At 69.3% G+C, this 25,743-nt stretch carries 26 protein-coding genes and 6 pseudogenes; 17 read left to right on the top strand and 15 right to left on the bottom strand.

Going from position 1 to position 25,743, the window contains the following annotated elements; all coding sequences use genetic code 11:
• Positions 1 to 20: 20 nt before the first annotated feature.
• Complete coding sequence (locus ACIQM0_RS04790; protein WP_401283579.1) at positions 21 to 2,672, top strand: discoidin domain-containing protein; 2,652 nt, start codon at positions 21 to 23, stop codon at positions 2,670 to 2,672.
• Here the strand turns inward: ACIQM0_RS04790 and ACIQM0_RS04785 are convergent.
• Complete coding sequence (locus ACIQM0_RS04785; protein ID WP_401283577.1) at positions 2,659 to 3,612, bottom strand: DMT family transporter; 954 nt, start codon at positions 3,610 to 3,612, stop codon at positions 2,659 to 2,661. The two genes, ACIQM0_RS04790 and ACIQM0_RS04785, sit on opposite strands and share 14 nt — an antisense overlap.
• A gap of 39 nt (positions 3,613 to 3,651) precedes the next feature.
• Here ACIQM0_RS04785 and ACIQM0_RS04780 point away from each other — a divergent pair, with 39 nt between their 5' ends.
• A complete protein-coding gene (locus ACIQM0_RS04780; protein WP_401283575.1) occupies positions 3,652 to 4,197 on the top strand; it encodes a MarR family winged helix-turn-helix transcriptional regulator in 546 nt (181 codons plus the stop codon).
• 54 nt (positions 4,198 to 4,251) lie between these two features.
• Here ACIQM0_RS04780 and ACIQM0_RS04775 read toward each other — a convergent pair whose 3' ends face one another.
• On the bottom strand, positions 4,252 to 4,833 hold the full coding sequence (locus ACIQM0_RS04775) for a hypothetical protein (protein ID WP_401283573.1): 582 nt from the start codon (positions 4,831 to 4,833) through the stop codon (positions 4,252 to 4,254).
• Positions 4,834 to 4,948: 115 nt separating this feature from the next.
• Between ACIQM0_RS04775 and ACIQM0_RS04770 the strand changes: the two genes are divergently transcribed.
• On the top strand, positions 4,949 to 5,839 hold the full coding sequence (locus ACIQM0_RS04770; protein WP_401283572.1) for an LLM class F420-dependent oxidoreductase: 891 nt from the start codon (positions 4,949 to 4,951) through the stop codon (positions 5,837 to 5,839).
• Here the strand turns inward: ACIQM0_RS04770 and ACIQM0_RS04765 are convergent.
• The 3 genes from ACIQM0_RS04765 to ACIQM0_RS04755 form a co-directional block, all read right to left on the bottom strand.
• Entirely contained in the window at positions 5,760 to 5,990 is a 231-nt protein-coding gene (locus tag ACIQM0_RS04765) for a BBE domain-containing protein (RefSeq protein WP_401283570.1), read from the bottom strand. The genes ACIQM0_RS04770 and ACIQM0_RS04765 overlap by 80 nt on opposite strands.
• Positions 5,991 to 6,076: 86 nt before the next feature.
• The gene (locus ACIQM0_RS04760; RefSeq protein WP_401283568.1) at positions 6,077 to 6,607 is read right to left on the bottom strand and encodes an SRPBCC domain-containing protein; all 531 of its coding nucleotides are present in this window, start codon (positions 6,605 to 6,607) and stop codon (positions 6,077 to 6,079) included.
• Entirely contained in the window at positions 6,604 to 6,924 is a 321-nt protein-coding gene (locus ACIQM0_RS04755) for an ArsR/SmtB family transcription factor (protein ID WP_385027284.1), read from the bottom strand. Before ACIQM0_RS04755 ends, ACIQM0_RS04760 begins: the two co-directional genes overlap by 4 nt.
• 149 nt (positions 6,925 to 7,073) lie before the next feature.
• On the opposite strand from ACIQM0_RS04755, the gene ACIQM0_RS04750 reads away from it, so the two are divergent.
• Together ACIQM0_RS04750 and ACIQM0_RS04745 are read left to right on the top strand one after the other, a co-directional pair.
• On the top strand, positions 7,074 to 7,253 hold the full coding sequence (locus tag ACIQM0_RS04750) for a hypothetical protein (RefSeq protein WP_401283566.1): 180 nt from the start codon (positions 7,074 to 7,076) through the stop codon (positions 7,251 to 7,253).
• Positions 7,250 to 7,489, top strand: a pseudogene (locus ACIQM0_RS04745) (LysR family transcriptional regulator); the annotation flags it as partial. The gene ACIQM0_RS04750 and the pseudogene ACIQM0_RS04745, both read left to right, overlap by 4 nt.
• Before the next feature lie 289 nt (positions 7,490 to 7,778).
• On the opposite strand, the gene ACIQM0_RS04740 reads toward ACIQM0_RS04745, so the two are convergent.
• The gene (locus ACIQM0_RS04740) at positions 7,779 to 8,774 is read right to left on the bottom strand and encodes an aldo/keto reductase (RefSeq protein WP_401283564.1); all 996 of its coding nucleotides are present in this window, start codon (positions 8,772 to 8,774) and stop codon (positions 7,779 to 7,781) included.
• A gap of 126 nt (positions 8,775 to 8,900) precedes the next feature.
• On the opposite strand from ACIQM0_RS04740, the gene ACIQM0_RS04735 reads away from it, so the two are divergent.
• The 3 genes and pseudogenes from ACIQM0_RS04735 (at position 8,901) to ACIQM0_RS04725 (ending at position 11,538) form a co-directional block, all read left to right on the top strand.
• A complete protein-coding gene (locus ACIQM0_RS04735) occupies positions 8,901 to 9,761 on the top strand; it encodes a helix-turn-helix transcriptional regulator (RefSeq protein WP_401283562.1) in 861 nt (286 codons plus the stop codon).
• Positions 9,762 to 9,975: 214 nt separating this feature from the next.
• Positions 9,976 to 10,256, top strand: a pseudogene (locus ACIQM0_RS04730) (type II toxin-antitoxin system RelE/ParE family toxin).
• Positions 10,257 to 10,350: 94 nt separating this feature from the next.
• Positions 10,351 to 11,538 (top strand): hypothetical protein, encoded by a 1,188-nt coding sequence (locus tag ACIQM0_RS04725; RefSeq protein WP_401283560.1) that lies wholly within the window; start codon positions 10,351 to 10,353, stop codon positions 11,536 to 11,538.
• A gap of 296 nt (positions 11,539 to 11,834) precedes the next feature.
• On the opposite strand, the gene ACIQM0_RS04720 is transcribed toward ACIQM0_RS04725, so the two are convergent.
• The 6 genes from ACIQM0_RS04720 to ACIQM0_RS04695 all read right to left on the bottom strand — a co-directional run bounded on the left by ACIQM0_RS04720 (position 11,835) and on the right by ACIQM0_RS04695 (position 18,719).
• Positions 11,835 to 13,526, bottom strand: coding sequence for a DUF6119 family protein (locus tag ACIQM0_RS04720; RefSeq protein WP_401283558.1), 1,692 nt, complete (start codon positions 13,524 to 13,526; stop codon positions 11,835 to 11,837).
• Between the two features lie 121 nt (positions 13,527 to 13,647).
• Positions 13,648 to 14,649: an ImmA/IrrE family metallo-endopeptidase gene (locus ACIQM0_RS04715; protein ID WP_388335939.1), complete on the bottom strand. Its 1,002-nt coding sequence runs from the start codon at positions 14,647 to 14,649 to the stop codon at positions 13,648 to 13,650.
• A gap of 40 nt (positions 14,650 to 14,689) precedes the next feature.
• Positions 14,690 to 15,628, bottom strand: a complete 939-nt coding sequence (locus ACIQM0_RS04710) for a hypothetical protein (RefSeq protein ID WP_388335845.1) — start codon at positions 15,626 to 15,628, stop codon at positions 14,690 to 14,692.
• Entirely contained in the window at positions 15,625 to 16,647 is a 1,023-nt protein-coding gene (locus ACIQM0_RS04705; protein WP_388335843.1) for a hypothetical protein, read from the bottom strand. The genes ACIQM0_RS04710 and ACIQM0_RS04705 overlap by 4 nt, the downstream gene beginning before the upstream one ends.
• Before the next feature lie 180 nt (positions 16,648 to 16,827).
• Positions 16,828 to 17,331 (bottom strand): NUDIX domain-containing protein, encoded by a 504-nt coding sequence (locus tag ACIQM0_RS04700; RefSeq protein WP_388335841.1) that lies wholly within the window; start codon positions 17,329 to 17,331, stop codon positions 16,828 to 16,830.
• Positions 17,332 to 17,363: 32 nt separating this feature from the next.
• Positions 17,364 to 18,719, bottom strand: a complete 1,356-nt coding sequence (locus ACIQM0_RS04695; RefSeq protein WP_401283555.1) for a tetratricopeptide repeat protein — start codon at positions 18,717 to 18,719, stop codon at positions 17,364 to 17,366.
• A 194-nt stretch (positions 18,720 to 18,913) separates the two neighbouring features.
• Between ACIQM0_RS04695 and ACIQM0_RS04690 the strand changes: the two genes are divergently transcribed.
• The 4 genes and pseudogenes from ACIQM0_RS04690 (at position 18,914) to ACIQM0_RS04675 (ending at position 21,907) form a co-directional block, all read left to right on the top strand.
• Positions 18,914 to 19,663 (top strand): hypothetical protein, encoded by a 750-nt coding sequence (locus tag ACIQM0_RS04690; protein WP_401283553.1) that lies wholly within the window; start codon positions 18,914 to 18,916, stop codon positions 19,661 to 19,663.
• 79 nt (positions 19,664 to 19,742) lie between these two features.
• A complete protein-coding gene (locus tag ACIQM0_RS04685) occupies positions 19,743 to 20,654 on the top strand; it encodes an aminoglycoside phosphotransferase family protein (RefSeq protein ID WP_401283551.1) in 912 nt (303 codons plus the stop codon).
• Positions 20,655 to 21,346 (top strand): annotated as a pseudogene (locus tag ACIQM0_RS04680) (class I SAM-dependent methyltransferase).
• A 15-nt stretch (positions 21,347 to 21,361) separates the two neighbouring features.
• A pseudogene (locus ACIQM0_RS04675) lies at positions 21,362 to 21,907 on the top strand (HAD domain-containing protein).
• 89 nt (positions 21,908 to 21,996) lie between these two features.
• On the opposite strand, the gene ACIQM0_RS04670 reads toward ACIQM0_RS04675, so the two are convergent.
• The gene (locus ACIQM0_RS04670; RefSeq protein ID WP_401283549.1) at positions 21,997 to 22,902 is read right to left on the bottom strand and encodes a DUF2716 domain-containing protein; all 906 of its coding nucleotides are present in this window, start codon (positions 22,900 to 22,902) and stop codon (positions 21,997 to 21,999) included.
• 163 nt (positions 22,903 to 23,065) lie between these two features.
• On the opposite strand from ACIQM0_RS04670, the gene ACIQM0_RS04665 reads away from it, so the two are divergent.
• Positions 23,066 to 23,302 (top strand): DUF2716 domain-containing protein, encoded by a 237-nt coding sequence (locus ACIQM0_RS04665; RefSeq protein ID WP_401283547.1) that lies wholly within the window; start codon positions 23,066 to 23,068, stop codon positions 23,300 to 23,302.
• On the opposite strand, the pseudogene ACIQM0_RS04660 reads toward ACIQM0_RS04665, so the two are convergent.
• A pseudogene (locus tag ACIQM0_RS04660) lies at positions 23,245 to 23,604 on the bottom strand (mobilization protein); the annotation flags it as partial. The gene ACIQM0_RS04665 and the pseudogene ACIQM0_RS04660 sit on opposite strands and share 58 nt — an antisense overlap.
• A gap of 156 nt (positions 23,605 to 23,760) precedes the next feature.
• Positions 23,761 to 23,955, bottom strand: coding sequence for an AlpA family transcriptional regulator (locus ACIQM0_RS04655; RefSeq protein ID WP_265693247.1), 195 nt, complete (start codon positions 23,953 to 23,955; stop codon positions 23,761 to 23,763).
• Between the two features lie 120 nt (positions 23,956 to 24,075).
• On the opposite strand from ACIQM0_RS04655, the gene ACIQM0_RS04650 reads away from it, so the two are divergent.
• From ACIQM0_RS04650 to ACIQM0_RS04635, 4 genes and pseudogenes are all read left to right on the top strand, one after another.
• Positions 24,076 to 24,576, top strand: a complete 501-nt coding sequence (locus tag ACIQM0_RS04650; protein WP_401283545.1) for a helix-turn-helix transcriptional regulator — start codon at positions 24,076 to 24,078, stop codon at positions 24,574 to 24,576.
• 24 nt (positions 24,577 to 24,600) lie between these two features.
• Positions 24,601 to 24,801, top strand: a complete 201-nt coding sequence (locus tag ACIQM0_RS04645) for a hypothetical protein (protein ID WP_401283543.1) — start codon at positions 24,601 to 24,603, stop codon at positions 24,799 to 24,801.
• A gap of 30 nt (positions 24,802 to 24,831) precedes the next feature.
• Positions 24,832 to 25,044 (top strand): annotated as a pseudogene (locus ACIQM0_RS04640) (site-specific integrase); the annotation flags it as partial.
• Complete coding sequence (locus ACIQM0_RS04635) at positions 25,027 to 25,710, top strand: tyrosine-type recombinase/integrase (protein WP_401284146.1); 684 nt, start codon at positions 25,027 to 25,029, stop codon at positions 25,708 to 25,710. The pseudogene ACIQM0_RS04640 and the gene ACIQM0_RS04635, both read left to right, overlap by 18 nt.
• The last annotated feature ends 33 nt before the right edge of the window (positions 25,711 to 25,743 follow it).

The following is a 25,743-nucleotide window of genomic DNA, read 5'->3' as shown; positions in this document are numbered from 1 at the left end:
CCGTTCCCTACGTTCGTACCGTGAGCCTCTCGCGCATCTCTCTCCTCACGTCACTGGTCGCATGCGCGCTGATCGCGCCCTTGCCGCCCGTCTCCTACGCCACCCCCCACCAGGCCGCGCCCGCTGCCGCCGGTCCCGCTCCCGACGTGGCCTGCGGCCGCGACACCGATCCCGCCTGGGCCCCGACGTCCACCACGTTCGGCGAGGCCGCGGGCTACGACCCCTACGTCGGGAACGGCTACCTGGGCCACCGCGTCCCCGCCGCCGGCGCCGGATACGCGGAGACGGGCGAGACGACCGGCTGGCCGCTGTTCACCCCGCGCTACGACGGGGCCTTCGTCTCCGGGCTGTTCGGCCGCGACCCCGACCTGTCGGCCGGCCGCGAGGTGGCCGCCGCGCTGCCGAGCTGGACCACCCTCGATGTGCGCGTGGGCGACGAGACGTACGGCTCCGCCACCCCGGCGGGCCGGATCTCCCGGTACCGCCAGACGGTGTTCCTGCGCTGCGGACTCGTGCGCACGTCGTTGCGCTGGACGACCGCCGACGGCCGCGCGACCGACCTGACGTACGAGGTGCTGACCGACCGCGCCTCCGTGCACACCGGCGCCGTACGGCTGCGGATGACCCCGCACTGGAGCGGCACGGCGACCGTCACCGGCCGGCTCGACCCGCGCGGCGCACGCCGGATCGCACTCGACGACGACGGGACGTTCCGCACGCGGGGCACCGGAACGGCCGGCGCGATCGTGCAGACGATGCGCCGGGACTCCGGCATCACGGGCCGAACCACCGGCACCACGCCCCCGGTCGCCGGGAACGCGAACCCGTCCCGGGTGAGCGCCGGGCGCACGTACACGTTCGAGAAGTACGTCGGGGTCGACACCACGCTCACCTCGCGCGCCCCGCGCACCACCGCGCGCGAGGCGTCCCGGCGCGCTGCGCGGCTCGGCTGGTCCGCCGTCCTCGCCGAGAACGCCGCCGTCTGGCGCCGGGACTGGGCCGCGGACGTCCTGGTGCCGGGCAGCCCCGACCTCCAGAAGTGGCTGCGCTCCGCGCAGTACGGGCTCCTCGCGTCCACCCGCACCGGTTCCCGCGACAGCATCGCCCCGGCCGGGCTGACCAGCGACAACTACGCGGGCATGGTGTTCTGGGACGCCGAGACCTGGATGTACCCCGGGCTGCTCGCCACCCGCCCCGAGCTGGCCCGTTCGGTGGTCGAGTACCGCTACCGCACCCGTGACCAGGCCCGTGCCAACGCCGAGAAGCTGGGGTTCAAGGGGCTGTTCTACCCCTGGACGAGCGCGAGCGAGGGCAACCTCTGGTCGGAGTGCCAGAGCTGGAATCCGCCGCACTGCGTCACGCAGAACCACCTCCAGGGCGATGTCTCCCTGGCCGTCTGGCAGTACTACCTGGCCACCGGCGACCGCGACTGGCTGGCCGGTCACGGCTGGCAACTCCTGCGGGGGATCGCGGACTTCTGGGTCTCGCGCGCCACCGCGAACGACGACGGAAGCACTTCCTTGAAGGAGGTGGCGGGCCCGGACGAGTACAGCAACGGCGTCACCGACGGGGTGTTCACCAACGCCGTCGCCGCCACCGCCCTGCGCAACGCCACCCGCGCGGCGCAGCTCCTCGGCCACCCCGCTCCGGCCGAGTGGATCAAGGTCGCGGACAGTCTGCGCATCCCGTACGACCCGAAGCGCAAGCTCTTCCTCCAGTACGCGGGCTACGACGGCTCGACGATCAAACAGGCCGACACCGTGCTGCTGATCTACCCGCTGGAGTGGCCGATGGAACCGGGTGCGGCGGCCGCGACGCTCGACTACTACGCGGCTCACACCGATCCGGACGGCCCGGCGATGACGGATTCGGTCCACGCGATCGACGCGGCCACGATCGGGGAGCCCGGCTGCGCCACGTACACCTATCTCCAGCGTGCCGTGCGCCCGTATCTGCGCGGTCCGTACGCCCTCTTCAGCGAGGCGCGGGGCGCGAAGTCGGGCGCGCAGGATCCCCTGTCCGGGTTCCCCGCCGAGGACTTCCTCACCGGGAAGGGCGGCTTCCTCCAGGTGTTCACGCACGGACTGACGGGGTTGCGGCTGCGGGAGGACGGAGTACGGCTGGACCCGATGCTGCCGCCGCAGCTGCGCGAAGGGGTCACGCTGACGGGCCTGCGCCATCAGGGGCGCACGTACGACATCGCGATCGGCCCCCGGACGACGGAGGTCCGGCTGACCTCGGGTGCCCCGTTCACCCTGGACACGCCCGCCGGCCCGCGTCTGCTGTCCACCGTGCTCACCCTGCCGACCCGCCGCCCCGACCTCACCCCGACCACCGACGCGTCCCGTTGCCGCCCGGCGACGGCGACCTCGGAGTCCCCCGGCCTGTACGCGGCGGCGGCGGTGGACGGCAGTACGGCGACGGCCTGGTCCCCTGACGGGGCGACGGGCACGCTGACCGTGGATCTGGGGCGGACGGCGGCGGTGACGGCGGTCGTGCCGGAGTGGACGGACGTACGCCCCGCCGCCCACCGGCTGGAGACCTCGGCCGACGGGGAACACTGGGAGCCGTACCGGGCGGGCGCGGTGGCCCGCGAGGTGCGGGTGACGGTCCGCTCCGCGGATGCGGACGAGCCCGCGGGCGTACGGGAGTTGAGGGTTACCCAGCCGTAGACGATCCGGGCGCCCCGGCGGACTCCGGGGGGCGGCCGGCCCCGGTGGGGCCTGCGGGTCGCCCGGCTCCGGAGGGGCGCGCCTCGTCCGGCCGGCGGGCCGTCGGGCGGCCGAGGAGAATTCCGCCCAGCACCAGGACGAGGCCGCACACCTGCCTGAGGGTGAGCGACTCCCCGGCGATCAGGGTGCCGAGCAGTACCCCGGTCACCGGGTTGAGCAGGCCGACCAGGCCGACGGTCGCGGCGGGCAGATGGCGCAGGCCCGTGAACCAGGCGGCGAACGCGACCGCGGTCGCCACCACCGCGACGTACCCGAACGCGAGGACGGCCGGCCCGTCGAGCGCGGGCGGCGCGCCCTCCACCACGGCGGCGAGGGGCAGCAGCAGGAGGCCACCGGCGATCAGCTGCCAGGAGGTCGAGGCGAGCACGTCGGCACCGGCGCCCCAGCGCTTGACGAGGATGTAGCCGAGGGACGACATCAGCATGGCGGCGACCGAGGCCAGCACTCCGCGGGCGTCGACGGAGACCGAACCGGTCAGCAACATGAGGCACACCCCGGCGATTCCCGCGGCGGCGCCGAGCAGGGGCAGCAGGCCCGGCCGTTCCGCGACCAGTGCCCAGGCGATCAGCATCATCGCCACCGGCGAGGCCGCCATGATCGTCGAGGCGGTGCTGGTCGGGAGCAGTTGCGCGGCGACGTAGACGAGGGCGAAGAACCCGCCCATGTTGAGGACGCCGAGGACCGCGGCCTTCCACCACCAGGAGCCGCGGGGCAGCTCCCGCCGGACGGCCAGGAGCAGCAGTCCGGCGGGGAGGGCCCTGACCGTGGCACCGTACAGCGGGGTCTCCGCCGGCAGGTAGGTGTGGGTGACGTAGTAGGTGGTGCCCCAGGCCACCGGCGCGACCGCCGTGATCAGCACCCATCGCAATGCAGCTTCCATGGAAATTATTATGCCTTCCACGGAAGCTATAGTGAAGCCATGCAGGATTCCTCCCCCGATTCCCCCGCCGCCCCCACCCCTCAGCCCCTGGACCACGTCGCGCGCATCCAGGCGGAGTGGCACCGCGAACGCCCGGACCTCGATGTGAGCCCGCAGGGCGTGATCGGACGGCTGCACCGGCTCGGCGGGCTGCTCACGGAGGAGCTCTGCGTGGTGTACCGGCGATTCGGCCTGAGCGAGGGCGAGTTCGACGTACTGGCCGCTCTGCGGCGGGCCGGTACGCCGTTCGAGCGGGCCCCCGGGGAGCTGGCGACGCACACCATGGTCACCACCGGTGCGATGACCAAGCGCATCGACCGTCTGGAGCGCGCCGGCCTGGTCACCCGCCGCCGCGCGGCCGGCGACGGCCGGGGCCGGGTGGTCGCCCTCACCGACGCGGGCCGGGAGCTGATCGACCAGGCGTTCACGGAGCACATGCGCAACGAACGCCGCCTCCTGGACGCGCTGACCGGGGACGAGGCGGCGGCCCTGGAGCCGCTCCTGACCGCGTGGCTGGCGCGGGTGGAACCCCCGCAGGAGGGCTGAACCCGGCGGTGGGCGGCGGTCTCGACGGGCGGCACAGCCGACCGGCCCGGACGGTCAGGCGGGCGGCCGTGGCTCCAGGACCGTCGCGGTCCCGCCCGCCTCTGCACACTCGTACAGCGTGATCCGGTCCCCGGGGACCAGGTGGCGCCACCGGCTCGGGTCCAGGGGCAGGAGCCGTACGGGGGCCCGGTCACCGGGCCGGAGCTCGGGGGCGAACTCGACCCATACCCGGGCGATGTCCCCTTCGGGTTCTCCGTCGCGTCGCCGGTTGCCGATGCCCCACATCGGTCGCAGTACCCCGGCACCCGGAATCGGCGTGCGCCGGAACGTCTCGCCCGCCGGGCGGAGTACGAGGTCGGCCCGGACCACCAGGCCCGTGCGCGTCTCGGTATCCCGCCACCGGCACCACTCGCGGCTCCGTTCGAACCCCAGCATCTCCGCCGCACGCCCCAGCCGCTCCCAGAAATTCGCCGGCGCGGTCCATCCGTCGGCCGACTCCTGCAGCACGCAGAGCGCCGCCTCCCACTCGTCGTGCGCGAGGTCGTCCCAGACGTCGGAGGCCGTGAAGTCGTTGCTGGTGGCCACGTCCTCGGGCACGAGCAGCGCGGCGGCCTCAAGGATCTCGACGACGTCCATGCGGCGAGTATGGGCCAGGGGGTGCACGCAGCACCCGTGCCCACCGTCCCGCGTGCGCTCGGGTGAATACCGGCCCGGCCGGGAATAGCGGGCGCGGGTCGCTGTTGGCCACTGCATGACTTCTGAGACGCGTGAGGCATTCGGACGGGTCGGAATCTGGAGCAGCGCCCTGCACGGGTCGCGGACGGACGACGCGGGCGGGCGAGCCATCGCGGAAGCCGTCGCCGAGCTCGAAGACCTGGGGTACGGCACGCTCTGGATCGGCGGCAGCCCCTCGCCCGACGACGCCGCGGCGATCGTCGCCGCCACCCGCAAGGCCACCGTCGCCACCGGCATCCTGAGCATCTGGGACCACACGGCGCAGGACGTGGCGGCGCGGATCGCGGAGATCGACGCGCAGGCGCGCGGGCGGTTCGTCCTCGGCCTGGGCGTCAGCCACGGCCCGATGGTGCCGCAGTACGCGAAGCCGTACAGCGCGATGGCCGCGTACCTCGACGCACTGGACGCCGCCACCCCGCCCGTGGACTCCGGGCATCGGGTTCTCGCGGCGCTCGGCCCGAAGATGCTGAGGCTGGCCGCCGACAGGGCGCTGGGCGCGCACCCCTACCTCGTCACCGCCGAGCACACGGCGGAGGCGCGCGAGGCGCTCGGCCCCGACGCGCTGCTCGCCCCGGAGCTCTCCGTCGTGCTCGACACCGACCCCGACCGGGCCCGCACCACCGCGCGGACCATGCTGGGAAGGTATCTCCAGCTGCCCAACTACACGGACAACCTGCTGCGCCTGGGGTTCCTGGAGAGCGACTTCGAGGGCGGCGGCAGCGTCCGTCTGCTGGACGCCCTCTTCGCCCTGGGCGACGCCGAGCAGGTGAAGGCGCGGACCCAGCAGTACCTGGATGCCGGCGCCGATCACGTCGCCCTGCAGGTGATCACCGCGGACGAGGGCAGCGCCGGGCTGCCCCGGGCCGAATGGCGTGAGCTGGCCGAGGTCTTCGGCGACGCGTTGTAGCCGTGCCGGTCCGGGCGGGCGGGAGGGCCGGCACGGCTGGTCGCGCAGGTCGGTGTGCGGGCCGCTGGACCGCGAGCGGATGGTGGAACACGTCGAGCGGATCCCAGCGTGCCTTCGCCCGCTGGAGCCTGGCCCGCGCGGGCGATTTCACCCGATTCCGGGAGTTGCGGACCGGCGCACCACCGAGCGGGGGCCCTTGTAGCGGCGTGGGGATGTCCGGCGGGTCTCGCCGTGTCCTCAGCTGCCGGCCGGGGGGCCTTGCTGCGGACCGAGGGCCGGTTCGAACGCGGCGGTGTAGCGGTCGAAGTGGCTCTTCCAGGCATCGGCGGCGACGGTTTCACCAGCGAGGTGGCCGAGGCACATCTGCCAGCCGGCCGCGTTGCGGGCAGCGATGCCCGGGGGCGTCTCGTCGGTGAACACCAGGCGGGTGCGGCCGTCCGGCTCCGGCGTCAGGGTGAAGCGGAGGGTTTCCTCACCCCAGGTGTAGGCGAGCGTGTGGGGCGCCTCCGCTTCCAGAACAGTGCCGGTGAGGGTCATGTCGGTCCCGGGGAACGGGAAGCTGATCTTGGCGCCGGGCTCCCAGGCGTCGGCGATGACCTCGGACGGAAACCACGCCTTGAGTTCCTCGCGGTCGGTGATCGCCCGCCAGACCGCCTCGGGAGGCCGGGCCAGAACGCGCTCGAAGCGCAGAACCGGCCGGGCGCCGCCCGTGCTCAGCGTGGCTTCGGCCGGGTCTGCGGGTCCCATGGGTCCTGTGGGGGTGTTCATGATGCTCCTTCCTCCAGATGCCGGCCCAGGCGGTCCAGGCTCGCGCTCCACAGGCTGCGGTAGGAGGCGAGCCACGCATCGAGCTCGGCCAGCGGCTCCGGGCGTATCCGGTACAGCCGCCGCTGGGCGTCGACCCTGGCCTCGACCAGTCCGGCATCGCGCAGAGTGCGCAGGTGCTTGGAGACGGCCGGCTGCGTCAGCCCCAGCTCGTCGACCAGCTCGCCAACGGGCCGCTCGCCGTCCTTGAGGAGGTCGAGTATGCGCCGACGGTTGGGCTCGGCGAGTACGGCGATGACGTCACTTGCCGGAGTACTCACCAGACGAATATACGACACCAGCTATATGCCCGCAACCGCATATACGAGACGGATCCACCCATGGGGAATCCTTCCCACGGTGCACGACTTATTGCAGGGGACATCCTCATCCTCTGTAACCACGACGTCCGGCGGAAGGAGGCACTTTCATGTCGCCCAGTCGCACCGATGTGCCCAGCCCTCCGGAACGCCCGATCGCCGGTACCGGCACCGGCACCGGCACCGGCACCGGCATGTTCACCCTGAATCCGCGGAGGTCGGAACGCGACGGCCTGCCGATCCGGACCGCATGGGCCACCGTGCCGGCCGAGGAGAGTACGAGCCGATGAGCCTCCGTCAGTTCGAGTACGCCCTTGCCATCGCCGAGGAGGGCTCGGTGACGGCGGCCGCGGAGCGGCTGCACGTCGCCCAACCGTCGGTGTCCCAGCAGATCCGGAGCCTGGAGCGGGACCTCGGCGTCCAACTGTTCACCCGCACCCCGGCCGGCCTGGTGCCCACCGCGGTCGGCCGCGCGTTCCTGCGGGAGGCGGAGGTCGCGGTGAGCGCGTCACGGCGGGCGACGGCGCGGCGGTGCACGGACTGCGTACGCGGCGTGGGTGCGCAGGCACTCGCACAAGCACAGAGCGAGCAGCTGAGAAATTCCCCCACCCGGCCTGCTTGTCGAGGCGAAATAGGCACACCGACCGCCGGCCTCAATCGCTGCGATAAAGCGCTCCACGACGATTAAGTCTGCTGCCTTCCGATAATCCGGAGCACGATCGATCAGGTCGGGCAGATCACGCCGCGCAGGCAGCGTCGGGAGAACGCAGGTTCCCGCACGTTCCTGCGCGGGACCCCACTCCCGATGGCTCCGCTCAGTTGCCCGCGCCGAGGGCTGACATGAAGGCAGCCGGATAGCGGTCACCACGTGCCGCGCCGAGCGGTACCGCCTCCTCGATGCCGGCGAGGTCCTCGGGGGTGAGGCGTACGTCCAGTGCGGGCAGCGCCTCGGTCAGCCGCTGCCGGGTGCGGGCACCCACCAGGGGCACGATGCCCTCGCCCTGTGCGGCCACCCAGGCGATGGCCAGCTGGGCGACGGTGCAGCCCTTCGCCTCAGCGATCCGGCGCAGCGCCTCCACGAGGGCGAGGTTGTGAGCCACGTTCTCCTCCGAGAACCGCGGACTGCGCCCGCGCGAATCGCCGGGTCCCGCGCTGCGGCCGGCCGACCAGTGCCCGGAGATCAGACCCCGGCCGAGAACGCCGTAGGCGGTCATCCCGATGCCCAGCTCCCGCAGCGTGGGCAGGATCTCCGCCTCCACCGCGCGGGAGATCAACGAGTACTCGATCTGCAGGTCGGAGACGGGCTGCACGGCGTGTGCCCGGCGGATCGTCGCGGCGCCGACCTCCGAGAGACCCAGATGGCGCACGTAGCCGGCGTCGATCATCTCCTTGATCGCCCCCACCGTCTCCTCGATCGGTACCGCCGGGTCCAGCCGGGCGGGACGGTAGACGTCGATGTGGTCGACACCCAGCCGGGTGAGCGAGTAGGCCAGGAAGTTCTTCACCGCCTCGGGGCGGCCGTCCTGCCCGCCGAACGTCGGGCCGGGCCCGCTCAGCATGCCGAATTTGACGCTCAGCCGGTAGCTGTCCCGGTTCCGGCCGCGCAGCGCCTCGGCGAGCAGCAGTTCGTTGTGGCCCATGGCGTAGAAGTCGCCCGTGTCGATCAGCGTCACGCCGGCGTCCAGCGCGGCGCGCACCGTGGCGATGCTCTCCTCGCGGTCGGCCTCGCCGTACGCGCCGGACATGCCCATGGCTCCCAGGCCCAGGGCGGAAACGGTCGGGCCGGTGTGGCCCAGGGTTCGCATCTGCATCGTGCTCTCCTTCGTCGTCGGTCCGTCTTCCACAGTGAGTGGAATCAGGCGTGTGCGGGAGAGGAGCGTTCATCCAGGGAGCGGCGCTCCCTGGATGAACTGCCGTCCGGGCGCGACCATGAAGGCATGCAACGTGAGCAGCTCGCCGACTTCCTGCGCCGCCGTCGCGAGGCGATCCGTCCCGCCGAAGCCGGCGTGGCGGACGGCCCCCGCCGCCGCACCAGCGGTCTGCGCCGGGAGGAGGTGGCCATGCTCGCCGGTATGTCGACGGACTACGTCGTACGCCTGGAGCAGGGCCGCAGCAGCCGGCCCTCGGTCCAGATCCTGGGCGCCCTGGCCCGTGCACTGCGCCTGTCAGAGGACGAGCGCGACCACCTGTTCCACCTGGCCGGCCATCGGCCCCCGCCCGCCGACGGGGTCGCCCGACTGGCCCGCGCCGGCCTGATGCGCATGCTCGACCTGCTCGGGCACACCCCCGCCATGGTCCTGTCGGACCTGGGCGAGATCCTGGCCCAGAACCGGGCAGCCGCCCTGCTCACGGGCGACCACGTCGATTTCGCCGGTGACCGCCGCTACACCGTCTACCGCTGGTTCACCGACCCGGCCGCCCGGTCGGCTGCCCCGGCCGAGGATCAGGAGCATCACGCCCGCTACCTCGTGGCCGACCTGCGCGCCGCGGCCGGCCGCCGCTCCGGCGACCGGGAGGTCACGGGCCTGGTCGAGCGGTTGCAGGCCGCGAGCGACGATTTCAGCCGCCTGTGGGCCGAGCACGAGGTGTCGGTCAGACGCGCCGACCGCAAGACCATCCTGCATCCGCGGGTGGGGCCGCTACTGATGGACTGCGAGACCCTGCTGACGCCCGACCTCGGCCAGCAACTGCTCGTCCTCACCCCGGCGGACCCCGAGACCCGCGAGCGGCTGGACCTGCTGCGCGTGCTCGGCACCCAGTCATTCCCCACGGGTCGCACCACCCCGCCCGCACGGTGACCCGAGCGGCCCGCCCCTGCCCGGAAAGGAGCCGGACAGCGCTTCACGGAACACCTGACGCTTCAGCCACCGGCCACAGCAGGTCTGCCGGAGATCGATCCGGCAGTCCCCCAGAACGCTCGCCCTTCCCTGCCGGATGCAGTGATCGCCCGACTGCTGCAGCGCGGCGATGCCGCGCCACGGATCAAGAACAAGGCCGCCGCAAACTGTCCGGTTGCCCGGTTGCCCTCATCCTTCTGGATCACGGATTCTCTTCCGGCCCGAGGCCGGGCCGGACTCCGCACGATCCCCCGCGCCATGGCGCTGCGCGTTCCGGCCGGACTGACCGAATCGGAAAGGGACCCGCTCGGCTTCAGCACCACCGCACTCGTATCCCGGCCGGAACGCCGTCGCCCACGAGTGGGCGCCTATCGCGTCGTCTACGCGATCGACAACGGTGAGTTGGTGCGCCGGATCGTGCCCATCGGGCATCGCTCCACCGTGTACACCACCTGATCCTGCGCAGGGAACGCCTGCGGTCGGCCGGAGTCCGCCGAAGGGAGCGGCGCCACCGCGCGGGATTGTCAGTGGCGGCTGCTTCCATGACGCCATGAGCACCGTGCACGAGACCGCCGCCCTCCTCCCCGATCCTGCCGAACTCCGCATTCATTTGCGCGCGTTGGCCGTTCTTGACGCCACGATCGGCGACGACCCCAGGTTCTGCTGCTACACCTTCGACGCCACCTGGGGCCCCGGCGAGGAAGCGGCCCTGATGGAGAACGGCTCGGGAGACGACTACTCGGTCCTCTTCACCCCGGACGGCGTGCTCATACGCGGCTTCGACCACGAGTCGGAGATGAGCCCGTACGGGACGGACGACGAGCAGGTCTGGCCCGGCGTCATCGACGACGTGCCCGCCGCACTGCGTCCGCTCCTGGACGAGCCCGCCTTCCGCGAGGAGGGCGTCGACGCCCCTCGGGTCACCGCCTGCCTGTGGCGGGAGACCGGCGACACGGCCTGGCGCACCGGTTCGGGCATCGCCTTCCCGCCCGGCAGCGAGGACCCGGACGGCTCCGGATTCCTCTTCCACCTCCTCGCCGACCGCTCCCCCGAGGCCGTCCAGGCCCACTTCGAGGACTACTACGAGCGCCCCGTTCCCCTCGACGCCGTCCGCCACGTCCTCGCCGGGCATCCCCTCACCCCTGCGATCTCCGCGGCCCTCAACCCGGCCGCCCTCTCCGACGACGCACTGCTTCGCAGGATCGCCGCGCATCCCGAGGTCGCCACCTATCTGGCCCGCGACGGCGAGTTCGATCCCGCCCGCACGGACCCGATCGAGCTGATCGCCCTGCCCAACGGCCTCCCGGTGGAGCCTGTCGCCGGCTGCAACGCGGGCGGCACCCACTACCTCTGCGGCCCAGCCGTCCCCGGCGGCCCCCGCCCTGTCCTCTACACCGACTCCGAGGGCCGGGCCTCCCTGATCGCCGAGTCCCTCGCCGAGGCGCTGACCCTCGCCATCGCCCTCCCGTCGTGGCACGACGCCCTGGCCGGCTTCCGCTCCCCGGCCCTCAGCTCCGACTACCTCGAAGACCACCCGGACCACCCCGTCGTCCGCGACCGCCTCCTCGCCGCCTTGGGGCTGCCCCCGGCCACCGACCAGGAAGTACTGGACCGCCTCCTCGCCACCGCCGCCCGCACCGTCCCCGACGGCTTCCTCCCGCACGTGCCCGATGAGGAGGACTCCGCCTTCGAGCCGATGCTCGAACCACTTGCCGACCAAGGCCCCACCCCCAGGTGATGGCACATCAGGAGATCCGGCAACCATCCAGCACGGGAAACAGCAGGGGCCGGCTCCCGGAGGAGCCGACCCCATCTGACCTGTGTGTTGCCAGGCCGCCGACCTGGTGTTATTCCATCCGCTCACACGTTGAAGCGGAATGTCTGAAGCCCGATCCTGACCTGCAGCAGAGCCGCATCTAAGCCGCTGACCAGGCATTTCTCAGTTGGCGTACGTTGGGTCCCGACGGTCGCTTACGGGCGTCCTGCGGACTGGGTGCGGACAGGCAGTGCACCAGTCCGCACCCAGCCCTCCCCCTAACCCACGGTGTCGATGTTGGCCACGACCACATCGATACCGGTATTCCGAAGCGCTACGGCCGCCTGGAGCAGGGAAACCTGCGCGAACGTGAACAGAGACGAGCTAGTCACCGGCTTCCCCTTGGAAAGGCTGATCGCGTAGACGACCTTGCTGGGAATGAAATCGTCCGAGATCGACCGCGTCGGATCCGCCATGCGGACCTTGGCGATGAACTTCTCCCGGGCCTCCGGATCCCAGCGAAGCGCCTCGACCGAGGCGCGCCCCTGCTGAAAGAGGTGATTGAGAGGGGCCGTGGAGCTGGCCCGCTTGACGTGGATCAGCTCATCCTCGGGGCCGAGGAGATCACAAGCCTCGATACCGCGAGGGTGCTGCTTCGTGTACAGAAGGTCACGATCGAGGCATACGTAACCAGGGAGGGCTGCCGCCACCGCTTCGTTGTACGCGGCTTCATCCTTCAGGTCGGGCGTCCAGTCAGGGAGCACGATGCCGGCCGGAAGGTTAACGATCTCATCGACCTGCTGCTGAAGAATCTCCCGGTGCTGATCACCGATCTCGAACCAGCGTCCCTCATGGTGGAAGAAGCGACTGGTGCCGATGTTGGCCTCGGCCGCGATCCACTTGTGAGCCGCAATAGCCCCACTGGCAGCCTCACTCGCCCGCTCGTCCGAGTATGCCTGGATGGTCCCCTTCGCCAGAGCCGAAAGCCGCTGGCCCGCCTGAACGGATGCGACCGCGTCACGCACGACGTCGAGAGAGAGGTCACGCACAACCAGCCGGGGCCCAGGGCCAACCTTCAGCGCATAGGCATTCGCCGCATCCTCACCATCAAGGTGTACGGCAGGGACAGTCAGCGCGATCCGGTCGTCAGGCGAATTGGCCCCAAGCATGGAGTCGAGGATGGCGTCGAGCTGCGTACGACGAGTGTCGGAAGGCTTGAGAGGGCGGACCTTTGCAATGAAACCGAACTCCGACGCCTCGCTGCTTTCCCTGTAGATGCGCAGGATCTCAGCAAGGTCCGCGAGCAGGTCCTCGGGGTGCGCCCCCAGGTGAATCCTGAGGGAGTCGGTGCCTGTGATCTGTGCGGACCGGCTGCGCCCTCGGCTGAAAGTAAGAGCGATCTCTTTCGGCTTCCCCGCCAGGCGACTGACGATTTCGCCGTACGGTTCGATTCCGAAACTGGCGATGCTCTGGTCAAGGGAGACGGAGTTCCGATCAGTGCGGCCTCGCGCGTCCATGGCAGTGTGCGTTACCTGGCGCACGGCATCGGGAACAAGAGCGCGCAAGGCAAAGGAGAGGCCGAACCCTGGGGTGGTCGTACCCGGAGCAAGCAGCAGGTGCCCCATGCCGTAGGTGAGAGCGAACACCTCCCCGTCGACGGGGATAAGGAGCACGGAGGCGGCGGTCCGGTTGGCGCCGCGTGGACGGACACCGGTCAGCCCAGCCACCGTGGAGGCCCACTCGGGAGGCCGCCCCGAGTCGATCACCCCCGAGTAGAGAAGCGCCGGGACTGCTCCAACAGTCACCTCCTCGATCGTGAAACCGTGCTTCTCGGCGTAGCGCAGGTTAAGGCACTCACTCAGGCCGGCAAACGTGGGATCGATGTGCTGCAGCAGGTGCAAACTCATGCGCTTGGAGCGCGCCGGAACAGGGTCAACGTCGTCATGCAGTATTTCGATCGTGGTGACCATTAGGTCCTCCTTGGACGGGCGCGCTGGGCGCTATCGGGATCTCAGGGGCCCGATTGGCCCCTTCGCCCACGTCTGACGCCCCACCAGTCCCGTCGTCCACGACGCACCGCCGTGACTTAGGTCACTCCACGCACTCGCGACACGTCTTGTTCCCCGGTGGAAACTGAGACCGATGCCGACTCATGAAGCACTTCTCACAGACCAGTTCCGCCCTCAGGGTGCAGCTGCAGTGGCCAGCCGGGCACTGAGGCTGGCCACATGTGGAACAGTTGGCGATCTTCTCGAAGGAGTCGTGACAGGTCTCGCAGTCCCAGGATGAGCTGCCGCTGGGTGCCCATCCAGTACCGCGCGGCAGAGCGAAGTTGCGCCAAGCCGGATCGTGGACGGTAAGTACGGCAACAACGTAGCCATCGCACATGGCGGCCTGACCATACAGAGACTCATACCGAGAGCCGTCGCGATACTCAATGGCTGTGGCATTCGACGTAACGATGTCGCCGGGATTCCGGGCGAGACGTGGTAGCGCTGCCCGCAAAAGCGGCGTGGCCGACTGATCGGTACCGCGGGCTGGAGGACGGACCTCTCCGCGGCCAGCAGCGAAGCTCACAACGCCAGCCGGTGTGCAAAGGATGACAGCTCCTGGCCCAACAAGCCGGTCAGCGGCCCTCACGCAACACGCCGCCCTGGACGCCAACGAAGACCGGTATAGCCCAGCCACACCGTCTGCCGTCGGCCCTCGGGCCTCAATGTGGGTGGCGGCGAGGTCATCCGACAATAGGATTCGCGCGGCGAACGCGTCGCACGCCAGATCTTCAAACTCCTCGGAGGCATCCACAGCCATGACGGCCTCTCCCAGGACCTCGTCGGTCTGCTGAAGATGATGGCCGAGCTCGTGCAATGCAGTGAACTGACGGCGCCCTGGAGACGCTGCCACGGCGACGACCACTGCGGGCGGCACGAGATCATCTCGATAACTGCCAGCCACCGAGCAGCCCGACCCGTCGCCCTGGACCTCCTCCACAAGGCGCACCTGGAGTGTCGGCCACGACCTCAGTTCGTCCAGAGCATCGACAGCCAACCGACCAGCCGCGCCAGGCTGACGTTCTTCCAGGACACGAACCATTTCGGCAGCCTGCGCCATGGCCATGGTTCGCAGGTAACCCTTAGTAGTCACTAGGCGCTCCTGCGGGCAGCTCTGCATCCAAATAGCGCTGGATGCGCTGACGCCATAGGCCCACACCACCGTCTCCCTGGCTGCTCTGACGCGCGGCTAGCGCGAAAGCACCATGTGCCACACGCAGCCTCGTGTCCGCCTCCGTTCGACCGTTCGTGCGCGCGAGGTAGGTGAGCAGGCCACGCCAACGCGGATGCTCGACCTCATCGATTCCAAGAGCCGGTAGTCCAGGGAGACATTCATCGATACTCGCAGCGGTAACGCCGGCCCTATATGCCAGGACCCGCACTTGGTCCGTTGTCAGAGGCTTCCGAGCCCGCATGATGTCCATCGCCTCGGACTGGGAGACACCCAAGCATTCCCGAATTGCAGCAAGAGGCAGGCTAACCACCTTCCTCAGGTCGCGGAGAGGCGGTCCGCCAGGCTTGGGTACCGCAAAGGCAGGCACGCGGCCGAGGCGATCCACCGTCGCTGCGATGTCACGCCGAAGCTCCTCATCCTCAGGCACCCGACGACCGAGCCGCGTTGACGTTGCCAAGGGGGTTTCGTCGACAACACACCGGGTGATCTCCGCGGACCACTCATCTACAACTCGATCCAGTACCCGGAAGGGGAGTTCTCCTCGCAGGCCACACCATGCGGTGGTGTCGACACCGAACGATGTGGCTTCAGCGGAGACCACGACAGACCGGTCATCCTGCCCCGTCGGCTCGATGGTGATCGGCGCAACTTCCACCTGCGCACCTTGCACTCCCAGCACGAGCACGAGCAAGGAATCCTCCTCCCACCTGGCACGCCACACCTGCCCAGTGGAAGGCTCGGCTGCTTCCGGCAGGCCGAAGCGCGCCTCCAGACCCTTGCTGGTCAGGTCCTCAGGTGCAGCGGCTTCACGAGCCAACTCAAGCAGCGCAGTCATGTGATCGGTCATCTCGCCCCCTCAGCGAATCGAACAGATGTTCCTCCCCTATGTTCTGACGCCGCACTGACATCAGAGTCCACGACCTCTCGCTCACACAACTCCTCCAGGCGCAGAACCACTGCGAAGGGATGCTCACTGTCGACAACGAGGTCAGCAACCAATCGACGAAGTGTCTGCATCCGCGCATAAGCCGAGCTACGCCCGCACGCAAAGACCCGCTGAACCTCCGCCACATCGTTCTCCCGCAGGAGGAGCAAGATCCGCCTGTCCTGGGGGCGCAGCTGGCGCAACACATTCAGCGCCTCCGCCTCGATCATCGCGCTCTGAGCAGCCGAGTCCCCAACGACAGCCACCTCGCCAGGCCCCTCGTCATGCAGGCCCTCAAGAGAGATCTCGAATGGGTCGGCCCATGCGGGGAATCGCAACGACATCCCGTAAGTCAGTTCAGCAACCTCGACGCTCCCACCAGCCGCTACGAGCATCGCTTCCAGGATCGCTACCAGATCCGCCCGCTCCGCCACCGGGCCTCGGCGCGTCTCACTCTTCCATGCACGCACAGGCCGAACCCGTACAGTTGCCGCAGCCTCAACGATGCGGGTTGCGTCCCCGTCCCACGGCGCAGCACCGGAACCCGCCAGACGCCAGGCTCCCCCGCCCGGCTCGGACTCCGGCACTCGCTCAAAGGCTGCTTCTTCACTGAGCAGCTCCTCAACCCGACGACGCACACCACCAGTGGCGCTGACCTTGCGGGCCCTTGACACGAGCCAACGTCGGATTGAAATGCGAGTTATACGCCTCACTGCGTCCTCGTCGGCGGCCTCAACGACCAACGAGACGGTAAGGCGACGGGCTTTATCGGCGAAGAAGGCATGGGTGTGCTCCAGGACAGCCTCTTCAGTAAATCCACTCTCCCGAGTGAGCACCTGAAAGTGCCGTAGCTCCTGACGCATTAGCTCGACCAACATCGAGACCCCCGCCTCGCCAAAGCGCCGGTCCCGTTGAAGTTCTTCGTAGACAGCCGTGGCCATCCACCCCCCGCCATCCCATCGCGGCACGCCGGTGGCCAACGTGCTCGTCAGGGATGGCTTTGACGTCCACGATGCAGTGCCATCACGGCCCTGGATAGACGCTGAAGTTACCGGAGCCTGCACCTGTCAACGCAAGTGAACATCTGAGCGAGTGGCCGTGTCGAGCTAGACCCATCGTGCTTAGTCTGCCGGCCAGCCGTCCAGGGAGACCTCGGTCCCACCGTTCAAGTACAGGCTGAGGGCACTTGCAGTGGTATCCACAAACGCCTTGGGGATGGCGTTGGCGTCGACCCAGCGGACCTGAGAGTGCTTGCGAGGTTCGCGGTTTTCGGGTTCGCCGGTCCAGTCGTGGGCGGCGAACACGACCGTGAGGAAGCCGTTGGGAGCTTCGACGCCCCAGGCGCCGTGGATAATGTGGGCGACCTTGAGGGACTCGGGCTTCACCGTGAGGCCGGTCTCCTCGTAGAGCTCGCGGACGGCGGTTTCGGTGATGGGCTCGCCCGGTTCGCTCTTGCCGACGGGGAGGTCCCACATGCCCTGGGCGAACTTGGCGTTTTCGCTGCGCTGGAGGAGGACGACGCGGTTGGTGGCCTTGTCGTGGACGATGACGGCCGCGACCAGCAGGGTCATCGAGTCGAGCGCCGGCTTGAGAGCTGGGGGGCGGTTGTCGGTCTGCTGGGCCACGGGGTTCCCTTCGTCGGACGTTGTTGGGCATGCTAGGCGAGGGCCTCGCGAGCGCGGCGAGCGAGATCGGCGGCACCGGGTACCTTGCGCCGCTGGTAGACCGCGAGCGTGGAGCGGATCGAGGTGATCGCCTTGCGGGTGCGGTCGGAGGTCATGCCCTCCATGAGGAGCAGGGCCTGGGTCCAGGCGGCGACTGCTTCGTCGGCGCGGGCCTGAGCGGCGAGGCTGTCGCCGAGGTCGGCGTGAGTGAGGGCGTGGACTCGCTTGTACTTCTCCGGGTCCCAGCGGGTGAGCGCGTCGCGGTGCTGCTGTTCCGTGCCGATGTGGTCGGCGAGGTCGGTCAGCGTGCGGGCGGTGTGGCTGGCCACGGTGCCGGCGGCGGGGCCGCTGACGCGGGAGAAGCTGGGCTGGGGACCGTCCTCGCGCAGGAGCGCGTCTTCGGCGGCGAGCAGAGCACGAGCGGCCAATGGGTTCTCGCCGACCGCTGCGTAGGCGCGGGCGTGCGTGATGTGAAGGAGCGCTTCCGTCTGGCCGTCTACGTGGCCGAGGCCGCGGGTGAGGGCTCCTTTGACGAGGTCCACGCAGTGGTGGGGTTGCTTGAGGCTGAGGGACTGGTGGGCGAGGGCGCGCATCATCCAGGCGGCATGGCCGTGGGGGTCGGCTTCGCAGGCGAGTTGATAGCCGACCTGGTAGTAGCGCTGAGCTGCCCCTTCGTGGCCCAAGTCGTGGTGCTTCCACCCTGCGAGGTAGGCGAGTTCGGCGACGGCGCCGAAGGCGGCCTGGCGTAAGGGTTCCGAGGGGAAGCGTCCACGGAGCATAGGTGCGGCTGTGTCGGCGAGGTACGCGGTGACTGTGGTCAGGCCGTGCCCGCCGCCGAGCCGTTCGTCGGCGGCGCTGAAGGCTGCCGTGATCTGTCGTACGACGTCGATGTCGTCGCTGCCGACGAGGGAGCGGGCGGTGCGGGCACGGAGCATCCGCGAGGTGGCTTCGTGGTCGTGCAGGAGCGGCATGGCCACGCCGGCCGTGGTGAACGCGGCGATGGCGAGGAAGCGGCGACGCTCGACGTCCGCACGGCCGAGGTCGGTGACCGCGGTGACGGGGTCGGTGTCCGGTGGCGACTCCGTGTCGGGTGAGTGGAGGCCGAGCTCGGTTCGGGTAACGACGCGGCCCAGCCGCCGGGAGAGGGCTTCGGCGAGGTACTGGCCTGCCTGGCCGGACGGCGTGCGGGCACCGCCCACCCAGTGGGCGATGGCCGACTTGTTGGTCTGGAGCAGTTCGCCGTTCTCGGCGGCGATGCGGCGTACGTCCTTGGCGAGCGCGTCGTACGTGCACCCGGCGGCGTTGATCGTCTCGCGTAGGCGGGAGTTGGCGCTGGTCGGTGTCGACACGATCGCCTCCGCTCTGGATCCGTAAACCGTGTATACCGCTTGACCTCGGTCACACCGTACCCACTCTGCGTAGCGGGCGGTTCACTTATCGACAGCCGCCCCACTCTCGGGCCGGGCGGCCCCCAAGTTCCGTACGCCCCAACGGGCTCGGGCATTCCTGTGCCCCGGCCCGGACGATCAGAGACGGAGACACGGTGACCACCATCGACACCGCGACCATCACGGTCGAGCTGCCCGACGCCTTCGACCCCCGCTGGAACCGCCTGCCCGGCATCCAGGTGGACGGCCGGCGCATCACCATCGACCCGGCCGAGTACTTCTTCCGCTTCGAGTCCAGCACCTGGCTCGTCGCCGACTGGGAGTTGGTGAAGGCCCAGCTCCTGGACGTGGACGAGACGACCGAGAGCGCGGTCGAGCAGCTCGCCCTCGACTTCATCAAGAACCACGGCGAGTCCACCTCCGACGCGGCCCGCGTGCTGGCGACGGCGTACGGGGTGTACACGTACCTCTTCCGCGAGGAACACCTGGCCGGCCTCGGCCTCCCGCAGATCACCGCCGACCACCTGCGCATGCTGCGCGAGGCAGCGACGTTGATGGCGCTCAACAAGGTCGAGCTGGACGGGCACATCTCCAACGTCGGCCCGTGCTGGTTCTTCCCCGCCGCCACCTCCGTCGTCTTCGACCTGGACGAAGCGACGGGCGGAATGCTGGACGAGGTCTACCACGGCGGCTGGTTCAACGAGCACCGCCGGATCGAGTCCATCAAAGCCCACACCGCGCTCGGCGGCCGGCTCGTGCACGGCTGCCAATCCGTGCCGGACCAGTCCGGCGGCGTCGTCGCGCCCTACGGTGCCTCGATGGCGAACTTCCGTGACGACCTGGCCGAGTTCAAGACGGGCTGGATCGAGCAGGTCTACGCCCACCGCGTGACCGCAGCCGAGTAACCCCGCCCCCAGTACGGCTCCGGGGCGGGCCAGCTCGCGCGCGCCCGCCCCGGAGCCCACCAGCCCCTGGAGACCCCCCATGGACCAGAGCCCGTCCGCCACCCTGCTGGACGACCTGTGCACCCTCGTCGGCAAGCCCCTCCCCGAACGTACCGAGATTCGCGTCTGGGGCATGTCCGGCGTCGAACGCGTCACCTTCCCCGACGGCACCACGGCCGTTTTCAAGTACGCCAAGGAACCCTTCGACCGCGAGGCCCAGGCCCTGCGGGCGGCATACCAGCGCGGCCTCCCGGTCCCCGCGCTCCACGCAACCGCCATGCAGGACAAGTGGCTCGGGATGCTCATGGACGACCTCGGCACCCCCGTACGGGACGCAGACGACCTCGACGGCGTCGCCGCCGCCGTCATGCTTCACGCCGCCCGCCCGGCGGGAGGTCTGCCCCTCCTCGACGGTGCCGGCCTCGCAGCCCTGCCCGGCCGAGCCCTCGATCACCTCCAGCGGCTGCGAAAAGCCGACCGATGGACGGACTGCGACGACATCGAGACCGCGCTGGGGAAGATCTCCGCCGCAGCCGAGACCCGCGTCCAAGGGGCGACGCTCGACCCGTTCGGCTGGGTCCACTCCGAGTTCCACCCCACGAGCGTCCACATCGGGGAGAACGGCTGGCACCTCCTCGACTTCGCACGCGCCTTCACCGGACCCGGCCTGATCGACCTCGCCTCGTACCACGGCACCACCGACGTACCGAGCCCCTTCCGAATGCGGGTGCTCCTGGAGCAGTACGTCACCGCAGGCGGTCATGAAGACGCCCTCGCCGCCCGGGGCAGCCTCGCCGCCGAGGCATGGGCCCTGGGCTGGCACCGCATGTGGGCCGTGGAGTGGTTCATGGAGCAGGCCATCCGCTGGATCGACGACCCGGCCAAGGACCCCGCGTACATCCCCGTCGTCCGCCGCCACCTGAACGACGTGGTCCAACTCCTGGAGGTCTAGGTGCTCGCCCAGATCTCCCCCTGGTACGCCCACGCAGCCCAGCGCACAGCCGCCGCCCCCGCGCACGCCCTCACCGCACCGGCCCGGATGGAATGGAGCACCCACGCCGGCATCGGTCCCGGCGCCGAGATCCTGGGACGCAACCTGCGCGGCAAGCGCATCCTGGAGCTGGGCTGCGGCCCCGGCCACAACGTGGCCCACCTCGCGAAGCACCACCAGGCCCGCGTCACCGGCGTGGACCTGGTCGGCCTCCAGGTACGCCGGGCCCGCTCCCACTACGGCCACATCGACGGCGCCACCTTCGCCGCCGGACACGCACTGCACCACCTGCAGGCCACCGGCCAGACCTTCGACGCGATCTACTCCGCCTTCGGCGCCGTCGGCCCGTCGCCCCCGAGCTCCTCCTCACCGCCATTTCACGACGTCTGAAACCGGGCGGTGTCCTGGCCTTCTCCGTCCCTCACCCGGCACGGGCCGGAAGGCATCCATCCACGGACGACCGTCCGCGCGAGGACTACGTCACCATGCCCGACCGCACCCGACTACCCCTCGCCCGATGGGAGTTCGACGCCCGCCGCTGGGGTGCCCACCTCTCCCGGACCGGCCTGGGCATCACCTCGACGGTGGAGCTGCGGCACCCGCGCCGCGACCCGTGGCCCACCACCCTCCTGATCACCGCCCGCAAACGCTGACCGACGGAGGCAACGATGCCCCTGCCCTACCTGTTCCTGGACATCGACGGAGTCCTTATACCGTTCCCAGCCGCCGACGGCAGCACCCCGCCCACCCACGTCCGCCACACCGTCCTGCCCGCCGGCCGGCACCCCGACGACCCCGTCCCCATCTGGCTCGACCCGAGCCACGGCTGCATGCTCACCGACCTCGTGACCAGCGGACTCGTCACCCCCGTGTAGTGCACGAGCTGGCGTAAAGACGCCACCACGATCATCGGGCCCCTCCTGGGGCTACCCGACTTCCCTTACCTCGACCTGCCTCGCCCCCAGATCACCACCAGTCACCCCGACGGCTACCTCTGGAAACGTGACCATGTCGACGTCTGGCTGGCAGACGCCCCCGCCGTCTGGATCGACGACGACTTCACCAGCCTCGACCACGGCTGGGCGGCGGAGCGCACCTCTAGGGGAACGCCGACCCTCATCGTTCAGCCCGACCCACGTCTCGGGCTGCAGCCCAAGCATCTGACCGAGGTGACGAAGTGGGTCGCGCAGTTACCCACAACCCGAGCCGTTTGACGGCTGATGCCCTCGCTGCCACGAGCAGCGAGGGCATCAGGATGCGCTGTGGGGTTGACTCCCTGGTGCCTGTGGAGTCGGGACCCAACTCAGGCGGTGCCGACTACCCTGCCGGACCTACGGATCGGCTGGCCGAGCAGCTTCTCCACCTCCGCGGATGCGGCGTCGAGGAATTCCTGACCGAACAGACAGAGGGACTGTTCCCAGGGGTGCCCAAAACTGCCCGTCCGGAAGTCTTCCGAGAGGTAGATGTAGTAATCCCCGTCGGGATACGGGCTCAAAGGCCAGGCCAGCTGCCCCGGGCCGCCGACGCCCAGCGGTGCGAAGCGATATGACGTGTGCTGCCAGTCGAGCGCGAGCAGTGTTCCGCTCGGGCCCATGCAGGACTTCAGCCCCTGCTCGACCACCTCGACCAAGCGGTCCAAACGGTAGAAGCCCATGCGCAAGTCGGTGATCTCGAACTCGAACATCACGTCATCAACGAGGTCTGCCAAGTGCGCGTCGGCGGCGGGGGTATTGGTCGCGGTCCATGTGTTCAGCCAAGGACGCACGCTGTTGGTGGCCACGGTGATGACGCTGAGGCAATCCCTGACGGGCACGGGGCTGGGATGGGTATGCAGCGTGCTCTGCCACCAAGCGGACCATACGTCCCGTAGGGCCTCGGCCAAGGGCAAGTCCCAGGTGGCCCAGCGCGCGTGGATCAGGCGGGAGGCGATGAGCTCCTCGTCGATGTGGAGCCGACCTGTGACGAGTAGGCGAATGATGCGCGGGACGAGGTGACGATAGAGACGAGGAAAGTCTTCCCAATGATCAGGCGTCTTGGCGGCAACCGAGGAAACCAGGTCGTCGCCTATGAGGTGCAGCGGGCCGGAGAGTTCGGCGAAGTCGTGCTCGCTGTAGCAGTACGTGCATCCTGTGACGAGGAAGGGACCTTCTGAGGCGAAGGCGTGGTCCAGGGCATCGAGAGCTGTCATGAGCTGCTCAGAGCAAGACATGAAGACCTGCCGGGGGACTCCGTCCGGGTGACCGGCGAAGATCGCAGGCTATCAGGCCGTCCCCCGCCTCTCACGGAATACCTTGACGGTCCGAGTGGAGGGGAGCGAAGTTCCGTGAAGGATCTATCCGATCCTCACACGGGCGACTCGATAGGGTCGGGCCATGATGGAGAGTCCCGTGGTCGAGCTGCTTGAGACCGAGTACCGGCGCGTTTGGGACCGCTTCTACGACGAGTTCACGTTCCGGCCGAGTACGAGTTCTTTCAAGTGGCCGGCCATCAAGGAGCCCGTCGCATCGGTTACCTGGAGCCTTGCCGCGCTTGACGACGACCCTGAGTACGACCCGTACCAGATGGGTTCGCCGGCGCTGTTGGTGTCGCCGGGTGCGGCGAGGCTGTAGCCGATCACGTCGCCGCTCTCGGGGCCGAGGCGTGTCTTGACCTCGATGCCGAGGGATTGCAGCACGGTGAAATAGTCGGCCTCGGTGTGTACGGCGGCGGCGACCGCGTACGCCCGCTCGCGCAACCACTGACGTGCCGTCACCGTCTGACCCTGCCGCTCGGCCTTGGCGCGTTCGGCACCGGTGGGCGTACGGGGGGCCGTGAGGTCACCGGACTTCAGGCGGCGCAGGCCGAACTCGGTCTCGATCCTGCGGCACTCGGCCTGGGCCCGTCGGCCGTCCTGGTGGGTGCGGGGCCGGCGATAGGGTCCTTCATAGATGTTCCTCTCGGGTGGGGGCGAGACGAGCAAGGTCTCGCCCCCGACAGTTCGTTCAGGGATGGGCGACGTGCAAGGGGATCTCCGGCCCTCGGCGTAGGCGCGCCGAGGGCCTTTGCTGTGTCCGGACGGGCCGGCGGCTCATGAGGCCAGGCCCCAGTCCTCTCCGCCGTCGATCAGCGCGCGCTCATAGCGCAGCAGTTCGGCCTCGGGGTAGAGCACCCGCTTGCCGACCTTGATGCCGCGGGGTCCCTTCTGGAGATGGCGCCAGTAACGGACGGTGCTCTCGGCGGTGCGGTAGCGCTCGGCGACCTCGGCTGTGGTCAGGTATCGCATGCGTTCCCATTCGGCTAGGTAGCGATTCGATCTGCATAATCAGTACCTCATGATCGGCGGTTAGCCAAACCGGGAAGCTCATGTTTCAATTTGGATAGCGACGGTCGCGATGGAGGTTCGATGGCAAGCGAGAAGGCCGAGGGTGGCGAAGTGCCGCTGCTCTACAGCGAAGGCAACGCGGCAGGCCGCGTGGCCCTGGAGCGCGAGGTCAGAGGGTGGAGCACAACCGAGCTGGCCGAGCGCGTGACCAGAGCCGGCGTGAAGATGAACCAGACGGCCGTGTGGCGCATCGAGAATGGTTCACCCCGCCGCCGGATCAATCTCGATGAGGCGCTCGCCTTCTCCCGCGTCTTCGAGCTGCCCCTCGAAGAGCTCATGTCACCGCCCTTGGAAGGGCTCGACATCGACAGCCGACGACTCGTCCAGGAAGCCGTCGAAGCGTTCTACGAGACCCGCGACGCCCGCGACCGCCTGCACCGCGCCGTGGTCGCCGTCGCCGACCACATCAAAGCAAACCCCGACAGCTCACGCGCGATCAACGAGCAGTGCCTCCGCCTCATGGGCGACGAGCGAGACGCTCGCACCCTCACCAGCGACATCGAGGACGGCGGCCACTACTGACAACCGGCACGAAGGAGAAGGCACTTGGCGAACATACAGAAGCGCCCCAACGGCAAATGGCGAGCCCGATACCGCGACCTCGACGGCAAGGAACACGCCCGCCACTTCGACCGGAAGCTCGACGCCCAGCGCTGGCTCGACGAAGTCACGACCAGCGTGGTCACCGGTCAATACGTTGACCCGCGCTCGGCGAAGAAGCCCTTCAAGGAGTACGCGGAGGAGTAGCGGGCCAGCCAACCGCACCGGCCGTCGACGGCCAAGGCCGTAGCCCAGCACCTGCGTTGCTACGCCTACCCCGTCTGGGAGAAGCGGGCACTCGGCGCGATCAAGCCCGGTGACGTGCAGAGCTGGATCACCAGCCTGACGACCACCCACAAGCTCGCCGCGAGCACCTCCCGCACCGTCTTCAACACGGTCAACGCGGTCTTCCGGGCAGCGGTCCGCGACCGCATGATTCCGCACAACCCCTGCACCGACGCAAAGCTGCCCTCCGTGCCCCGGAAGAAGGTGGTACCGCTCGCGGTCGAGCAGGTGCGGACGCTGGCCAAGGAGATACCCGGCCGCTACAAGGGCCTGGTCCTGCTGGGCGCTTGCACCGGGCTCCGCCCCGGCGAGCTCTTCGGCCTCCAGCTTCGGCACGTGGACCTGCTACACGCCACCATCTCGGTCGAGCAGCAGATCCAGCAGACCGCCAAGCACGGCGTGTACGTCTGCCCGCCCAAGACCGCTCGCTCGCACCGCACGGTCCCACTCCCCCGCATAGCAGTGGATGCGATGAAAGCCCACCTGCGGGACTTCCCCGCCGATGGGCCCGAGAGCTGGATCTTCACGGCGCCGCAGGGCGGGCCCGTGGTCTACACGCACTTCATGGATGGGTCCTGGCGGCCCGCCTGTGCGAAGGCCGGCATAGCGAAGGGCACCGGACCCCACGCCCTCCGGCATCACTACGCCAGCCTGCTGATCAAGCACGGCGAGTCCGTGAAGACGGTATCCGAGCGCCTCGGCCACACCAACGCAGCCATGACGCTGAACATCTACACCCACTTGTGGCCCGACTCCGAGGAGCGGACCCGGGCGGCCGTCGACAATGCGTATGCGGACCGCCCTGCGGACGGCGAGGCGCCTGGCCGCTGAAGCGTTGTAGCGGCTACCCCCGCCGCTGACTGA

It is taken from the genome of Streptomyces sp. NPDC091387 (genome assembly GCF_044756945.1).
In the GTDB taxonomy this organism is placed as follows: domain Bacteria; phylum Actinomycetota; class Actinomycetes; order Streptomycetales; family Streptomycetaceae; genus Streptomyces.
This window is presented reverse-complemented; position numbering and strand designations above follow the sequence as displayed.

Excerpts from the sequence above, each read along its gene's own strand:
- ACIQM0_RS04785 (WP_401283577.1), bottom strand. The coding sequence starts at position 3,612 with ATGGAAGCTGCATTGCGATGGGTGCTGATCACGGCGGTCGCGCCGGTG.
- ACIQM0_RS04780 (WP_401283575.1), top strand. The coding sequence starts at position 3,652 with ATGCAGGATTCCTCCCCCGATTCCCCCGCCGCCCCCACCCCTCAGCCC.
- ACIQM0_RS04775 (WP_401283573.1), bottom strand. The coding sequence starts at position 4,833 with ATGGACGTCGTCGAGATCCTTGAGGCCGCCGCGCTGCTCGTGCCCGAG.
- ACIQM0_RS04770 (WP_401283572.1), top strand. The coding sequence starts at position 4,949 with ATGACTTCTGAGACGCGTGAGGCATTCGGACGGGTCGGAATCTGGAGC.
- ACIQM0_RS04760 (WP_401283568.1), bottom strand. The coding sequence starts at position 6,607 with ATGAACACCCCCACAGGACCCATGGGACCCGCAGACCCGGCCGAAGCC.
- ACIQM0_RS04750 (WP_401283566.1), top strand. The coding sequence starts at position 7,074 with ATGTCGCCCAGTCGCACCGATGTGCCCAGCCCTCCGGAACGCCCGATC.
- ACIQM0_RS04740 (WP_401283564.1), bottom strand. The coding sequence starts at position 8,774 with ATGCAGATGCGAACCCTGGGCCACACCGGCCCGACCGTTTCCGCCCTG.
- ACIQM0_RS04735 (WP_401283562.1), top strand. The coding sequence starts at position 8,901 with ATGCAACGTGAGCAGCTCGCCGACTTCCTGCGCCGCCGTCGCGAGGCG.
- ACIQM0_RS04725 (WP_401283560.1), top strand. The coding sequence starts at position 10,351 with ATGAGCACCGTGCACGAGACCGCCGCCCTCCTCCCCGATCCTGCCGAA.
- ACIQM0_RS04720 (WP_401283558.1), bottom strand. The coding sequence starts at position 13,526 with ATGGTCACCACGATCGAAATACTGCATGACGACGTTGACCCTGTTCCG.
- ACIQM0_RS04715 (WP_388335939.1), bottom strand. The coding sequence starts at position 14,649 with ATGGTTCGTGTCCTGGAAGAACGTCAGCCTGGCGCGGCTGGTCGGTTG.
- ACIQM0_RS04710 (WP_388335845.1), bottom strand. The coding sequence starts at position 15,628 with ATGACCGATCACATGACTGCGCTGCTTGAGTTGGCTCGTGAAGCCGCT.
- ACIQM0_RS04705 (WP_388335843.1), bottom strand. The coding sequence starts at position 16,647 with ATGGCCACGGCTGTCTACGAAGAACTTCAACGGGACCGGCGCTTTGGC.
- ACIQM0_RS04685 (WP_401283551.1), top strand. The coding sequence starts at position 19,743 with ATGGACCAGAGCCCGTCCGCCACCCTGCTGGACGACCTGTGCACCCTC.
- ACIQM0_RS04670 (WP_401283549.1), bottom strand. The coding sequence starts at position 22,902 with ATGTCTTGCTCTGAGCAGCTCATGACAGCTCTCGATGCCCTGGACCAC.
- ACIQM0_RS04665 (WP_401283547.1), top strand. The coding sequence starts at position 23,066 with ATGATGGAGAGTCCCGTGGTCGAGCTGCTTGAGACCGAGTACCGGCGC.
- ACIQM0_RS04655 (WP_265693247.1), bottom strand. The coding sequence starts at position 23,955 with ATGCGATACCTGACCACAGCCGAGGTCGCCGAGCGCTACCGCACCGCC.
- ACIQM0_RS04650 (WP_401283545.1), top strand. The coding sequence starts at position 24,076 with ATGGCAAGCGAGAAGGCCGAGGGTGGCGAAGTGCCGCTGCTCTACAGC.
- ACIQM0_RS04635 (WP_401284146.1), top strand. The coding sequence starts at position 25,027 with ATGATTCCGCACAACCCCTGCACCGACGCAAAGCTGCCCTCCGTGCCC.